Below are 16660 nucleotides of genomic sequence, written 5' to 3'. Positions count from 1 at the left end.
GGCTCGCCCTCATCCTCAAAGGTTGATACCGCATGGCTGATTCGAAGACCCTGGCCGACTACCTGAAGCGGGTCACGGCGGATCTCTACCGGACCCGTGAGCGGCTCGCCGAGGTCGAGTCCGCGTCCGCCGAGCCGATCGCGATCATCGGCATGGCCTGCCGCTTCCCCGGCGGCGTGACCTCACCGGAGGCATTGTGGGAGCTGGTGGCGTCCGGCACCGACGCCATCTCCGGCTTCCCGGACGACCGAGGCTGGGATCTGGAGGGCTTCTTCGGCTCCGACCCGGCCCAGGAGGGCACCTCGTACATGCGCGAGGGTGGCTTCCTGAAGGACGCCACCGGGTTCGACCCGGCGTTCTTCGGCATCTCGCCGCGCGAGGCACTGGCCATGGACCCGCAGCAGCGACTGCTGCTGGAGACCACGTGGGAGGTGCTGGAACGCGCCGGCATCGACCCGGCCTCACTCCGCGGCAGCCGCACCGGCGTGTTCACCGGTCTGATGGCCAACAGCTATACGACGCGGGTGCGGCGGATCCCCGGCGAGCTGGAGAGCTACACGGGCAACGGGGAGGCGGCGAGTGTCGCGTCCGGGCGGGTGTCGTACACGTTCGGGTTCGAGGGGCCGGCGATGTCGGTCGACACCGCCTGCTCCTCGTCGCTGACCGCGTTGCACCTGGCGGTACGGGCGCTGCGGGCCGGCGAGTGCCCGCTGGCGGTCGCCGGCGGGGTGACCGTGTTCGCCACGCCGCGGATCTTTTCCGAGCTGAGCCGGCAGCGCGGGCTCGCCAGGGACGGCCGCTGCAAGGCGTTCTCCACGTCGGCCGACGGCACCGGACTCAGCGAGGGTGTCGGCCTGCTGCTGGTCGAGCGGCTGTCCGACGCCCAGCGGCTCGGCCACCCCGTGCAGGCCGTGGTACGCGGCACCGCCGTCAACCAGGACGGCGCGTCGAACGGCCTCACCGCGCCGAACGGCCCCGCGCAGCAGCGGGTCATCAGGGCCGCGCTCGCCGACGCCCGACTGATGGCGGCCGACGTGGACGTGGTGGAGGCGCATGGCACCGGCACCAAGCTGGGCGATCCGATCGAGGCGCAGGCGGTGCTGGCGACGTACGGGCAGGACCGTGACCGGCCGGTGTGGCTCGGGTCGCTGAAGTCGAACATCGGGCACACCCAGGCCGCCGCCGGGGTCGCCGGCGTCATCAAGACCGTCATGGCCATGCGGCACGGGGTGATGCCCAAGAGCCTGCACATCGACGAGCCGACTCCGGAGGTCGACTGGTCAGCGGGCGCCGTCGAACTCCTGGCCCAGGCCCGGAGCTGGCCGGGCTCGGAGGAACGTCCCCGGCGCGCGGGGGTGTCGTCGTTCGGCGTGAGCGGCACCAACGCGCATGTCATCCTCGAACAGGCGCCGCCCGCACCCGAACCGGCGGAGCCCACCGAGCCTCCCGAGCCCGCCGGGCTTGTGCTGGAACCGTCCGGTCCGGTGCCGTGGGTGCTCTCCGCGCAGAACGAGGCCGCACTCAAAGACCTGGCCCGTCAACTGGTGACGGAAACCACCGGCACGGTCCACGACATCGCACACACCCTCATCACCCAGCGCTCCACCACACTCCCCCACCGCGCCGTCCTCGTCGGCTCCACCCGCGAAGAATTCGACACCGCACTCGACAACCTCACCGGACACACCCCCGACGGCGGAAAAACCGTCCTCGTCTTCCCCGGCCAAGGCTCCCAATGGATCGGCATGGGACAACGCCTCTGGGAAACCTCACCCCTCTACCGCGACACCATCCACGAAATCGACACCGCCCTCTCCGAACACATCGACTGGTCCGTCACCGACATCCTCACCCAACAACCCCACGCCCCCACCTGGAACCGCGTCGATGTCATCCAACCCGTCCTCTTCACCACCATGGTCGCCCTCGCCACCCTCTGGCAACACCACGGCCTCACCCCCGACGCCATCATCGGCCACTCCCAAGGCGAAATCGCCGCCGCCTACACCGCCGGAGCCCTCACCCTCCAAGACGCCGCCCGCATCACCACCCTCCGCAGCAAAGCACTCCTCCCCCTCACCGGCCACGGCACCATGATCAGCGTCCTCGCACCACCCGAAAAAATCCGCAACATCACCAACCCCGACCACTGGAACACCCGCATCTGGATCGCCGCCCACAACGCACCCAACAACACCACCATCACCGGCGACCCCCAAGCCATCAACCACCTCACCAAACAACTCGCCCACCACCACATCATGCGCTGGCAACTCCCCAGCGTCGACTTCGCCGGCCACTCCGGCCACATCGACCAACTCCACCACCAACTGAAAGAAATCCTCGCCCCCATCACCCCCCAAACACCCACCACACCCCTCTACTCCACCACCGACAACACCTGGATCACCACCCCCACCCTCAACGCCGACTACTGGTACCGCAACCTCCGCCAACCCGTCCTCTTCCAACCCGCCATCGAACACCTCACCCACAACGGCTACACCACCTACATCGAAACCAGCCCCCACCCAACCCTCACCCCCAGCATCCAAGAAACCAACCCCAACACCACCACCATCCACACCCTCCGCAACAACCAAGACGACACCCACGCCTTCCTCACCGCACTCGGCCACGCCCACACCCACGGCCACCCCATCACCTGGCACACCCTCATCCCACCAGCCACCACCATCCCCCTCCCCACCTACCCCTTCCAACACACCCGCTACTGGCTCAACGACAAAACCGCTGACGCCGACGTGGAAAGCGCCGGACTCAGCCGGACCGACCACCCGCTCCTCGGCGCCGCCACCACCCTCGCCCACTCCGGCGAGACCGTCCTCACCGGTCGGCTCAGCCCCACCCAGCACGGTTGGCTCGCCGACCACGCCGTCAACGGCACCCCACTCCTCCCCGGCACCGCACTGGTCGACATGGCCCTCCACGCCGGCGACCACACCCACCACACCACCCTCGACGAACTCATCATCCACACCCCCATCACCCTCACCCACCCCACCACCATCCAGATCACCATCAACCCACCGGACGACACCACCACCCGCACCCTCACCATCCACACCCGCACCGACCCCGACCAGCCCTGGATCCACCACGCCACAGGCGCCCTCGCCCAACGCCGGCACACCCCCCGCACCCCGGAAACCTGGCCTCCCACCAACGCCGAACCCATCCCCCTGCACGACACCTACCACCACCTCGCCACCACCGGACTGGAATACGGCCCCGCCTTCCAGGGCCTCCAAGCCCTCTGGCGCCAAGACGGCCGACTCCTCGCCGACGTCCACCTCCCCGACCACGCCGGCGACACCGACGGCTACGGCATCCACCCCGCACTCCTCGACGCCGCCCTCCACGCGCTGGTCGCGGACTCCGACGGAGACGAGATCCGGCTGCCCTTCGCCTGGACCGGCGTCACCCTCCACGCCACCGGCGCCACCCACCTCCGGGTCACACTGGAGACGGACGACACCGGCGCGGTGTCCCTGTCGGCCACCGACACCAGCGGTCAGCCGGTCGTCACCGTCGACTCGCTCACCACGCGGCCGATCGACCCTGCCCAGTTGCGCGCCCGCCCTCGCGGGGCCGACGACCTGTACGCGCTGGACTGGCTCCCGTGGTCCAGCGGCGGCACCGCAACCACGGTGGACTTCGAGCGGTACGTGGTCCCGACGGTCGGCGACGACGTGGTCGCCGACACCCACCGCATCACCACCGAGGCGCTGGCCCGCGTCCAACACCACCTGGCCCAGAACACCACCACCCCCCTCGTCGTCGAAGCCACCCACGACGACCTCGCCGGCGCAGCCGTCTGGGGACTACTCCGCACCGCCCAAACCGAACACCCCAACCGCATCATCCTCATCGACACCGACCACCACCCCGCCTCCCGCGAGATCCTGCCCGCCCTCGTAGCCTCCGGCGAACCCCAGGCCCGCATCATCGACGGCACCGTCACCGTCCCCCGACTGACCACCACAGCAGCGACGGAAGCACTCACACCACCAGCCGACACCGACGCCTGGCACCTGGACACCAGCGAACACGGCACACTGGAAAACCTCACACTGCTCCCGACCGACACCCCCACCCGGAACCTGCTGCCAGGAGAAGTACGGATCGCGGTACGAGCCGCCGGTCTGAACTTCCGCGACGTGCTGATCGCCCTGGGCATGTACCCCGGCCAGGCCACCATGGGCAGCGAAGCCGCCGGCATCGTCCTCGACGTCGGCCCCGACATCACCGACCTCACCCCCGGCGACCACGTCACCGGACTCTTCCCCAACGCACTCACGAACACCGCGATAGCCGACCGGCGCATGATGACCCCCACACCAACAGGCTGGTCCCACACCCAAGCCGCCGCATTCCCCATCGTCTTCCTCACCGCCTACTACGCCCTGCACGACCTGGCCGCCCTCAAACCCGGCGAACGCGTCCTGATCCACGCCGGCACCGGCGGCGTCGGCACCGCCGCCATCCAACTCGCCCAACACCTCGGCGCCGAAGTCTTCGCCACCGCCAGCCCCGCCAAATGGCCCCACCTACGCGCCATGGGCCTCGACGACGACCACATCGCCACCTCCCGCACCCACGACTTCGAAAACACCTTCCGCACCACCACCCACGACCACGGCATCCACGTCATCCTCAACTCCCTCACCGACGACCTCATCGACGCCTCCCTCCGCCTCCTCACCCCAGGCGGACGCTTCATCGAAATGGGCAAAACCGACCTCCGCGACCCCGCGGACCTGCCCGAGGGGGTCACGTACCAGGCGTTCGATCTGGCACGGGATGCCGGCGCCGACCGGATCGCGGCCATGCTGACCGAGTTGGTGGAGCTGTTCGGCAGCGGCGCGCTGCGCTTGCCGCCGGTGCGGTGCTGGGACGTGCGGGAGGCGGTGGACGCCTTCCGGTTCATGGCCCAGGCCCACCACGTCGGCAAGGTCGTCCTCACCATCCCGCACACCCCCGACGGAACCGTCCTCATCACCGGCGGCACCGGCAGCCTCGGCTCCCTCATCGCCCGCCACCTCGTCACCGAACACGGCGTCCGCGACCTCGTCCTCACCAGCCGCCAAGGACCCGACGCGGACGGCGCCACCGAACTCACCACCGCACTCGAACAGCACGGCGCCCGCGTCCGCGTCCGCTCCTGCGACCTCACCGACCGCACCGCCCTCGCCGCACTCATCGACGACATCGGCCCCCTCACCGGCATCGTCCACACCGCCGGAGCCCTCGCCGACACCACCATCGACCACCTCGACCCCGACGCCCTGACCACCACCTTCGCACCCAAGGCCGACGCCGCCTGGTGGTTGCACGAACTCACCCGCGACCAGGATCTCGCCCTGTTCGTCGTCTTCTCCTCCTCGGCCGCGGTGCTGGGCAGCCCCGGGCAGGCCAACTACGCCGCCGCGAACAGCTTCCTCGACGCCCTGGTCACCCACCGCCGCCGCCAGGGCCTGCCGGGCACCTCGCTCGCCTGGGGCTGGTGGCAGCGGGAAGGCGGCATGACCGCCCACCTCACCCAGGCCGACCACGACCGCATGACCCGCGCCGGAATCCACGGACTCACCGACGACGAAGGCACCGCACTGTTCGACACCGCCCTCGGCCACGGACTCGGCACCGTCGCACCGGTCAAGCTCCACCTGCCTACCGTCGGGCGTTCCGGCAGCGTGCCGCCGGTGCTCCGCGCGCTGGTCCGCGCCGCCCGGCCCACCGCCGGCCAGGCGGCCGCCCAGGACGGCACCTGGGCCGACCGTGTCGCCGCGCTGGCGCCCGAGGAGCGTCGGGCGGCCGTCCTCCAGTTGGTGCGGGCGCAGGCGGCCACCGTGCTCGGCCACGCGGACGCCGAGCACGTCAGTCCGACCCAGGCGTTCAAGGACGGTGGCTTCGACTCGCTCACCGCCGTCGAGTTCCGCAACCGCGTCACCGCCGCCACCGGGCTGCGGCTGCCCGCCACCCTCGTCTTCGACCACCCCACGCCGAACGCGCTGGCCGATCACCTGGTGGCGCGGTTGGTCCCGGCCGACACCGGGCCCTCACTGGCCGATCTGGACGGCATCGAGGTGACGCTGCGTGCGCTGGCCGAGGACGAGGAGCGGCGACCGGCCGTGGTGGCGCGGCTGAAGCAGTGGATGTCGACGCTGGACACCACCCGGCCGGCCACCGACACCGCACTGGACCTCGACGCGGCGAGCGCCCGGGAGATCTTCGACTTCCTCGATGGCAAAGCGGGTCAGGACACGTCCCACTGATCTTCGACGGACCGCCCCGAAGAGCGTCCGCGCGGTCCCCGTCCTTCCGGTTCACGTATGGAGCTGAGCACCGATGGCGAACGAAGACGAGTTTCTGCACTACCTCAAGAAGGCCGCCGCCGACCTGCGTGACGCCCGGCAGCAGATCCATGAGCTGGAAGCCAGGGACCGCGAGCCGATCGCGATCGTGAGCATGGCGTGCCGGCTGCCGGGCGGCGTCGACTCGCCGGAGTCGCTGTGGGAGCTGGTCGCCGCCGGTCGCGACGGCGTCTCCGCGTTCCCCACCGACCGGGGCTGGGACCTGGAAGGCGTCTACGATCCGGACCCCGACCACCCGGGCACGACGTACGCCCGGGAGGGCGGCTTCCTGGACGACGCGGCCGGGTTCGACCCCGCGTTCTTCGGCATCTCGCCACGTGAGGCGCTGGCCATGGACCCGCAGCAGCGGCTGCTGCTGGAGGCCACCTGGGAGGTCCTGGAACGCGCCGGCATCGACCCGGAGACCCTGCGCGGCAGCCGTACCGGCGTGTTCACCGGAGTGATCCACAATGACTACGCCGACTGGTCGGCCGACGACACGGACCAGTTGGAGGGCTATCTGGGCAACGGCAGCGCGGCGAGCGTGGCCTCGGGCCGGGTCTCGTACACCTTCGGCTTCGAGGGCCCGGCCGTCTCCCTGGACACCGCCTGCTCCTCCTCCCTGGTCGCCCTGCACCTCGCCGTCCAGGCACTGCGCTCCGGCGAGTGCACCCTCGCCGTCACCGGCGGCGTCACCGTCCTGGCATCGGTGGCACCGTTCATCGAGTTCAGCCGACAACGCGGCCTCGCCGACGACGGCCGCTGCAAAGCCTTCGCCGCCAACGCCAACGGCTTCGGCATGGCCGAAGGCATCGGCCTCCTCCTCATCGAACGACTCTCCGACGCACAACGCCTCGGCCACCCGATACTCGCCGTGGTACGCGGCACCGCCGTCAACCAGGACGGCGCCTCCAACGGCCTCACCGCCCCCAACGGCCCCTCCCAACAACGCGTCATCCGCGACGCCCTCACCAACGCCCACCTCACCCCCACCGACATCGACCTCATCGAAGCCCACGGCACCGGCACCAAACTCGGCGACCCGATCGAAGCCCAAGCCCTCATCGCCACCTACGGACAACACCGCGACCAACCGCTGTGGATGGGCTCCCTGAAATCCAACATCGGCCACACCCAAGCCGCCGCAGGAGTGGCTGGCATCATCAAAACCGTCATGGCCATGCGCCACGGCGTGATGCCCAAAACCCTGCACATCGACGAACCGACCCCCGAAGTCGACTGGACCGCCGGCACCGTCGAACTCCTCACCGAACCCCGCGACTGGCCCACCACCGACCACCACCCCCGCCGCGCAGGCATCTCCTCCTTCGGCGTCAGCGGCACCAACGCCCACGTCATCCTCGAACAAGCCCCCACCACACCAGAACCCACCACACCAGAACCCGACACCTCACACACACCCCCGACCGGACCCGTGCCCTGGATACTCTCCGCACACACCGAACCCGCCCTGCGGGAGCTGGCGCGGCGGCTGGTGACACGGAGCGAGGGACACGTGGCGGACGTGGCCCACTCGCTGCTGCGCGGTCGCGCCGCGCTGCCCTGCCGGGCGGTCATGATCGGGGCGACGCGGGAGGACTTCGCCGCCGAACTCGACGCGCTGACCTGCGGGTCCGGCAGGGCGTCGAAGGTGGCCCTCGTCTTTCCCGGTCAGGGTTCGCAGTGGATCGGTATGGGCCGACGGCTGTGGGAGAGCTCCGCCGTGTTCCGTGACAGCGTGCTGCGCACCGACCGCGCGCTGGCCGAGTTCGTGGAGTGGTCGGCCGCGGCCGTGCTGGCCGGCGAGCCGGGGACACCGGACCTGGACCGGGTGGATGTGGTCCAGCCGGTGCTGTTCACGGTGATGGTGGCGCTGGCCGAGGTGTGGCGGTCCTACGGCGTGGAGCCCGCCGCCGTGGTGGGGCACTCGCAGGGCGAGATCGCCGCCGCGTACGTGGCGGGCGGGCTGTCGTTGCGCGACGCGGCCCGGGTGGTCGCGCTGCGCAGCAGGGCGCTGACCGCGCTGGCCGGAGAGGGCGGCATGGTCGTCGTCCAGCGGTCGGTGGCATACGTGGAGGACCTGCTGCGCCAGTGGGAGGGCCGGCTGTCGGTCGCGGTGGTGAACGGGCCGGAGGCAGTGGTGGTGTCCGGTCAGGTGGCCGCGCTGGAGGAGCTGCTGGCCACCGAGGACCGCGCGCGGCGAGTCGCGGTGGACTACGCGTCGCACTCGGCGCAGGTGGAGCGGATCGAGGAGGAGCTGGCCCGGACGCTGGCGGACGTCCGGCCGGTGACGTCGCCGGTGCCGCTGTTCTCCACCGTGGAGCGGGACTGGATCGACACCGCCTCGATGGACGCCGGCTACTGGTACCGGAACCTGCGCCAGACAGTGTGGTTCCATGACGCGGTGGGCCGGCTCTCCGAGGCCGGCTTCGATGTGTTCGTCGAGGTCAGCCCGCATCCGGTGCTCACCACGAGCATGCGGGAGAGCTGCCCGGAAGCGGTCGTCACCGGGACGCTGCGGCGTGACCACCACGACGTGGCGGCGCTGCTCGCCGCGGCGCGCGAGCTCCACATCGGGGGCGCCCGGGTGGACTGGGACGCGGTGGTCGGGGAGGGCCGGCGGGTGGACCTGCCGACCTACCCGTTCCAGCGGGACCGGTACTGGCTGGAGCGCGGGTCCGGCTCGGCCGGCGACGCCACCGGTCTGGGGCTGCTGCCGACGCGGTACGCGCTGCTGGGCGCGGTGACCACGATCGCCGGCAGCGGCGCGGTCGTGCTGTCGGGCCGGCTGTCGGTGGCCTCGATGCCGTGGCTGGCCGACCACGCGGTCGCCGGCACGGTCGTCCTGCCGGGCACCGCGCTGGTCGACATGGCGATCCGGGCTGGCGACGAGGTCGGCTGCGGTGTCCTGGACGAGCTGGTCGTGCAGACCCCGCTGGTGCTCGACCGGGCCGCCGCCGTGCAGGTCAGTGTGGGACCGGCGGAGGCGGACGGGCGCCGCCCGGTGTCCGTGCACGCCCGGCGGGACGACGGCGACTGGGTCGAGCACGCGGTGGGCACCCTCGCCCAGGAGGCGGAGGCGCACGTTCCACCACGGAGCTGGCCGCCCGCCGGGGCGGAGGCGGTCGATCTGACCGGGCTGTACGAGCGGTTGGCGGACGGCGGGCTGGTCTACGGGGCCGCCTTCCAGGGACTGGAGGCGCTCTGGCGGCAGGACGGCAGCCTGTACGCGGACGTCACCCTGCCCGACGCGGCCGGGGACGCCGACGGCTACGCGGTGCACCCGGCGCTGTTCGACGCGGCGTTGCACGCGGTCGCCGGCACGGCCGAGCTGTCCGAGATCAGGCTGCCGTTCGCCTGGACCGGCGTCGCGGTGCACGCCACCGGCGCGACGAGGCTGCGGGTCCGGCTGGACACCGACGACACGGGCGCCGTCCGCCTCCTGGCCACCGACACCACCGGCCGGCCGGTCGTCACCGTCGACGCGCTGGTCACCCGGCCGGTCACCGCCGACCAGCTGCGGCGGGCCGGCTCGGGTCCGAACGGCCTGTACGCCCTGGAGTGGGTCTCCCACACTCCGGCGACGCCGACGACCGTGCCGGTCTTCGAGCGGTATGTGGTGGAGCCGGCCGGTGATGACGTCGTGGCCGACACCCACCGAGCCACCACCGACGCACTCGCACACGTCCAGCGGCACCTGACCGGGACCACCGCCCCGCTCGTCGTCCAAGCGCCCTACGACGACCTCGCCGGCGCGGCCGTCTGGGGGCTGCTCCGCACCGCCCAGACCGAACACCCGGGCCGCATCGTGCTGGTGGACACCGACGACCACCCCGCCTCCCGAGAGATCCTGCCCGCCCTGGTCGCCTCCGGCGAGCCCCAGGCCCGCATCCGCGACGGCGCGGTCACCCTCCCCCGGCTCGCACGCCTGGCCGCGGACACCGAACCGGTCACGATCGGCGACGGAACGATCCTCATCACCGGCGGCACCGGCAGCCTCGGCTCCCTCGTCGCCCGCCACCTCGTGGCCGAACACGGCGCCCGCGAACTGGTGTTGGCCAGCCGCCAGGGACCCGACGCGGACGGCGCCACCGAACTCACCACCGAACTCACCGACCTCGGCGCCCGCGTCCGCGTCCGCTCCTGCGACCTCACCGACCGCACCGCCCTCGCCACACTCATCGACGACATCGGCCCCCTCACCGGGGTCATCCACACCGCCGGGGCCTTGGCCGACACCACCATCGACCACCTGGACGCCGACGCACTGACCACCACCTTCGCGCCCAAAGCCGACCCCGCCTGGTGGCTCCACGAACTCACCCAGGACCACCCCCTCACCCTCTTCGCCCTCTTCTCCTCCGTCGCCGGCGTCCTGGGCTCACCCGGGCAGGCCAACTACGCCGCCGCCAACAGCTTCCTCGACGCCCTGGCCACCCACCGCCACCGCCAGGGCCTGCCAGGCACCTCACTCGCCTGGGGATCCTGGCAGCGGGTCGGCGGACTGACCCGGAGCCTCAGCGCGACCGACCGGAACCGGCAAGCCCGCGCCGGACTGCGCCCACTGTCGGACACCGAGGGAACCGCCCTGTTCGACGCGGCCCTGGCCGCCGGGGCCGGCCCGGTGGTCGCGGCGAGGCTGGACCTGGCCGCGCTCGGCCGGGCCGAGGCGGTGCCGGAGGTGCTGCGGGGCCTGGTCGTCCGGCGCGGTCGGCGGCAGGCGGGCAACGCGGGCGACGCCTCGTTGGCCGACCAGGTCGCGGCGATGGCCCCGCAGGACCGGGTGAACGCCATGGTCAAGCTGGTACGCGGTCGGGTGGCCTCGGTGTTGGGGCACAGCGACGCCCGCCGGATCGCCGTCGACCAGGCCTTCAACGAGCTGGGCTTCGACTCGCTGACCGCCGTCGAGCTGCGCAACCAGCTGACCGCCGCGACCGGACTGCGCCTCCCGGCAACCCTGATCTTCGACTACCCGACCACCGCCGCGGTCGCCGGGCTGCTGGCCGAACGGCTCTCCGGCCAGGCCACGCCGGCGGTACCGGACCCGTGGGTGACACCGGTGTCGGCCACGGACAGCGAGCCGATCGCGATCGTCGGCATGGCCTGCCGCTACCCCGGCGGCGTCACCTCGCCCGAGGAGCTGTGGGACCTGGTCGCGTCGGGCACGGACGCGATCTCGCCGTTCCCGACCGATCGTGGCTGGGACCTGGATCACCTCTACCACCCCGACCCGGACCACCCCGGCACCTCCTACGTCCGCGAAGGCGGCTTCCTCTACGACGCGGGCGACTTCGACGCCGCCCTGTTCGGCATCTCCCCCCGCGAAGCGCTGACCATGGACCCGCAGCAGCGGCTGCTGCTGGAGACCACCTGGGAGGTCCTGGAACGCGCCGGCATCGCCCCCACCTCACTCCGCGGCAGCCGCACCGGCGTCTTCGCCGGCGTCATGTACCACGACTACATCTCCCGCCTGCGGCACTTCCCGTCCGAGCTGGAGGGGTACACCAGCAACGGGGGATCGGGCAGCGTCGTCTCCGGCCGGGTGTCGTACACGTTCGGGTTCGAGGGCCCGTCGGTGTCGGTCGACACCGCCTGCTCCTCCTCCCTGGTCGCCCTGCACCTCGCCGTCCAGGCCCTGCGCGCCGGCGAATGCACCCTCGCCGTCGCCGGCGGCGTCACCGTCATGGCCTCCCCCTCCTCCTACATCGAGTTCAGCCGCCAACGCGGCCTCTCCCCCGACGGACGCTGCAAATCCTTCGCCGCCACCGCCGACGGCGCCGCCTGGTCCGAAGGCGCCGGAGTCCTCCTCATCGAACGACTCTCCGACGCACAACGCCTCGGCCACCCGATACTGGCGGTAGTACGCGGCACCGCCGTCAACCAGGACGGCGCCTCCAACGGCCTCACCGCCCCCAACGGCCCCTCCCAACAACGCGTCATCCGCGACGCCCTCACCAACGCCCACCTCACCCCGACCGACATCGACCTCATCGAAGCCCACGGCACCGGCACCAAACTCGGCGATCCGATCGAGGCCCAGGCGATCATCGCCGCCTACGGGCAGGACCGCGACCAGCCGGTGTGGATGGGCTCGCTGAAGTCGAACATCGGGCACACCCAGGCCGCCGCCGGGGTGGCCGGCGTCATCAAAACCGTCATGGCCATGCGCCACGGCGTGATGCCCAAGAGCCTGCACATCGACGAGCCGACTCCGGAGGTCGACTGGTCAGCGGGCGCCGTCGAACTCCTGGCCCAGCCCCGGGACTGGCCGGGCTCGGACGAACGTCCCCGGCGCGCGGGGGTCTCGTCATTCGGCGCGAGCGGGACGAACGCGCACGTGGTCTTGGAGCAGGCACCCGAGGCGGAGCCCGACGAGACGGCGGAGGACACCCCGGAGCAGTCCGTGCCCTCCGGTCCGGTGCCGTGGGTGCTCTCCGCGCAGAACGAGGCCGCACTCAAAGACCTGGCCCGTCAACTGGTGACGGAAACCACCGGCACGGTCCACGACATCGCACACACCCTCATCACCCAGCGCTCCACCACACTCCCCCACCGCGCCGTCCTCGTCGGCTCCACCCGCGAAGAATTCGACACCGCACTCGACAACCTCACCGGACACACCCCCGACGGCGGAAAAACCGTCCTCGTCTTCCCCGGCCAAGGCTCCCAATGGATCGGCATGGGACAACGCCTCTGGGAAACCTCACCCCTCTACCGCGACACCATCCACGAAATCGACACCGCCCTCTCCGAACACATCGACTGGTCCGTCACCGACATCCTCACCCAACAACCCCACGCCCCCACCTGGAACCGCGTCGATGTCATCCAACCCGTCCTCTTCACCACCATGGTCGCCCTCGCCACCCTCTGGCAACACCACGGCCTCACCCCCGACGCCATCATCGGCCACTCCCAAGGCGAAATCGCCGCCGCCTACACCGCCGGAGCCCTCACCCTCCAAGACGCCGCCCGCATCACCACCCTCCGCAGCAAAGCACTCCTCCCCCTCACCGGCCACGGCACCATGATCAGCGTCCTCGCACCACCCGAAAAAATCCGCAACATCACCAACCCCGACCACTGGAACACCCGCATCTGGATCGCCGCCCACAACGCACCCAACAACACCACCATCACCGGCGACCCCCAAGCCATCAACCACCTCACCAAACAACTCGCCCACCACCACATCATGCGCTGGCAACTCCCCAGCGTCGACTTCGCCGGCCACTCCGGCCACATCGACCAACTCCACCACCAACTGAAAGAAATCCTCGCCCCCATCACCCCCCAAACACCCACCACCCCCCTCTACTCCACCACCGACAACACCTGGATCACCACCCCCACCCTCAACGCCGACTACTGGTACCGCAACCTCCGCCAACCCGTCCTCTTCCAACCCGCCATCGAACACCTCACCCACAACGGCTACACCACCTACATCGAAACCAGCCCCCACCCAACCCTCACCCCCAGCATCCAAGAAACCAACCCCAACACCACCACCATCCACACCCTCCACAACAACCAAGACGACACCCACGCCTTCCTCACCGCACTCGGCCACGCCCACACCCACGGCCACCCCATCACCTGGCACACCCTCATCCCACCAGCCACCACCATCCCCCTCCCCACCTACCCCTTCCAACACACCCGCTACTGGCTCAACGACAAAACCGTGGCCGGCCCCCAGGACGCCACCCAGCTCGGACTCGTCCCGACCCCGCATCCGCTCGTCTCCGCGACCACCACGCTCGCGGAAACCGGGGCCACCATCCTCACCGGGCATCTCAACCCGGCCCACCACCCCTGGACCGCCGACCACGCCGTCAACGGCATCCCACTCCTCCCCGGCACCGCACTGGTCGACATGGCCCTCCACGCCGGCGACCACACCCACCACACCACCCTCGACGAACTCATCATCCACACCCCCATCACCCTCACCCACCCCACCACCATCCAGATCACCATCAACCCACCGGACGACACCACCACCCGCACCCTCACCATCCACACCCGCACCAGCCCGGACGCCCCCTGGACCGCCCACGCCACCGGCACCCTCACCCGCACCCACACCACACCCCCCACCCCCGAAGCCACCTGGCCCCCCACCAACGCCGAACCCATCGACCTGGACGGGGCATACCACCACCTCGCCACCACCGGACTGGAATACGGCCCCGCCTTCCAGGGCCTCCAAGCCCTCTGGCGCCAAGACAACCGACTCCTCGCCGACGTCCACCTCCCCGAGGACGCCGGCGACACCGACGGCTACGGCATCCACCCCGCGCTGTTCGACGCGGCCCTGCACGCGCTGGTCGCGGTCTCCGACGGGGACGAGATCCGGCTGCCCTTCGCCTGGACCGGCGTGCGGATCCACGCCACCGGCGCCCCCCGCCTCCGGGTCGAGCTGGAATGGGACGCGTCGGGCTCCGCGAGCCTGCGGGCGTTCGACCCGGCCGGCCAGCCGGTGGTGACGGTCGAGTCCCTGGCGAGCCGGGTGATCAGCCCCGAGCAGTTGCGTTCGGCGAGTGCGCGCTCCGGGCCGCTGTACCGGCCGGAGTGGACCGCCTGGACCGGTGCGGGCGGGTCCGGTGGCGCCGTGGAGTTCGAGCGGTACACCGTACCGACGGTCGGGGACGACGTCCTGGCCGACACCCACCGCATCACCGCAGAGACCCTGGCCCACGTCCAACACCACCTGGCCCACGACACCACCACCCCCCTCGTCGTCGAAGCCACCCACGACGACCTCGCCGGCGCAGCCGTCTGGGGACTACTCCGCACCGCCCAAACCGAACACCCCAACCGCATCATCCTCATCGACACCGACCACCACCCCGCCTCCCACAAGGCCCTCCCCACCCTGATCGCCTCCGGCGAACCCCAGGCCCGTATCCGCGACGGCGCCATCACCGTCCCCCGGCTGACCGTGGTCGCTCCCACCGAGCCGGTGACGATCGGCGAAGGAACCGTGCTGATCACCGGCGGCACCGGGAGCCTCGGCTCCCTCATCGCCCGCCATCTCGTCACCGAACACGGCGCCCGCGACCTGGTCCTGGCCAGCCGCCAAGGACCCGACGCGGACGGCGCCACCGAACTCACCACCGAACTCCAACACCACGGCGCCCGCGTCCGCGTCCGCTCCTGCGACCTCACCGACCGCACCGCCCTCGCCACACTCATCGACGACATCGGCCCCCTCACCGGCATCATCCACACCGCCGGAGCCCTCGCCGACACCACCCTCGACCACCTCGACGCCGACGCACTGACCACCACCTTCGCACCCAAAGCCGACGCCGCCTGGTGGTTGCACGAACTCACCCGCGACCAGGACCTGACCCTCTTCGTGGTCTTCTCCTCGCTGGCCGGCGTGCTCGGCAGCGCCGGCCAGGCCAACTACGCGGCGGCCAACGGGTTCCTCGACGGCCTGGTCACCCACCGCCGCGGTCTGGGCCTGCCCGGCACCTCGCTGGCCTGGGGTTCGTGGGAACGCGCCAGCGGTATGACCCGCCACCTCACCCGCGCGGACCACGACCGGCTGGCCCGTGCGGGTCTGCGGTCGCTCACCGATGAGCAGGGGCTGGAGCTCTTCGACGGCGCGCTGGCCGCGGACGTCGGGCAGGTGGTGACGGCCACGTTCGATCTGCCCGCCATCGGCCGCTCCGGCGCGGTGCCGGTCCTGCTGCGTGGGCTGGTGCGCGCGCCACGCCGGCAGGCCGCCGGGGCGGGCGCCGACGGGGCCGAACCGTGGACGGAACGGATCGCGGCGCTGGCCCCGGAGGGCCGGGAGCGGTCGGTGCTGGCGTCGGTGATCGAGCAGGTCGCCCAGGTGCTCGGGCATCCGGACCCCGGCGCCATCGAGCCGGACCAGGCGTTCAAGAGTCTCGGCTTCGACTCCCTGACCGCCGTGGAGTTCCGCAACCGGCTGTCGGCGATGACCGGGCTCCGGCTGCCCGCCACGCTCGTCTTCGACTACCCGGCGGCCGGCGCTGTCACGCGGTACCTGCTGGACCAGGTCTCGCCCGCCCCGACGGCCGCCGGACCCGACGACGACCCGGACGAGCGGGAGCTGCGCCGGGTCCTGGCGCAGGTGCCGGTCGCCCGGTTCCGCGACGCCGGCGTGCTGGAGGCGCTGCTGAAGCTGGCCGGTCCTGACCCGGCGCAGGCACCGGACACGGCCGAGCACGACGAGGACGACCTGATCGACGCCATGGACACCGAGGCGCTGATCCGGCACGTGATGGACGGAACCGGAGCCTGAGGGG

The 16660-nt window shown here is 71.1% G+C and carries 2 protein-coding genes; both read left to right on the top strand.

What is annotated here, in order from left to right; genetic code table 11:
* The first annotated feature begins 32 nt into the window (after positions 1-32).
* A complete protein-coding gene (locus PS467_RS35730; RefSeq protein WP_311038690.1) occupies positions 33-6296 on the top strand; it encodes an SDR family NAD(P)-dependent oxidoreductase in 6264 nt (2087 codons plus the stop codon).
* Positions 6297-6369: 73 nt separating this feature from the next.
* On the top strand, positions 6370-16656 hold the full coding sequence (locus tag PS467_RS35725) for an SDR family NAD(P)-dependent oxidoreductase (protein WP_311038689.1): 10287 nt from the start codon (positions 6370-6372) through the stop codon (positions 16654-16656).
* The last annotated feature ends 4 nt before the right edge of the window (positions 16657-16660 follow it).

Source organism: Streptomyces luomodiensis, from assembly GCF_031679605.1.
GTDB lineage: Bacteria > Actinomycetota > Actinomycetes > Streptomycetales > Streptomycetaceae > Streptomyces > Streptomyces luomodiensis.
This window is presented reverse-complemented; position numbering and strand designations above follow the sequence as displayed.

What these genes read in the sequence shown, in the direction of transcription:
- PS467_RS35725 (WP_311038689.1), top strand. Translation starts at nt 6,370, where the DNA reads ATGGCGAACGAAGACGAGTTTCTGCACTACCTCAAGAAGGCCGCCGCC.
- PS467_RS35730 (WP_311038690.1), top strand. Translation starts at nt 33, where the DNA reads ATGGCTGATTCGAAGACCCTGGCCGACTACCTGAAGCGGGTCACGGCG.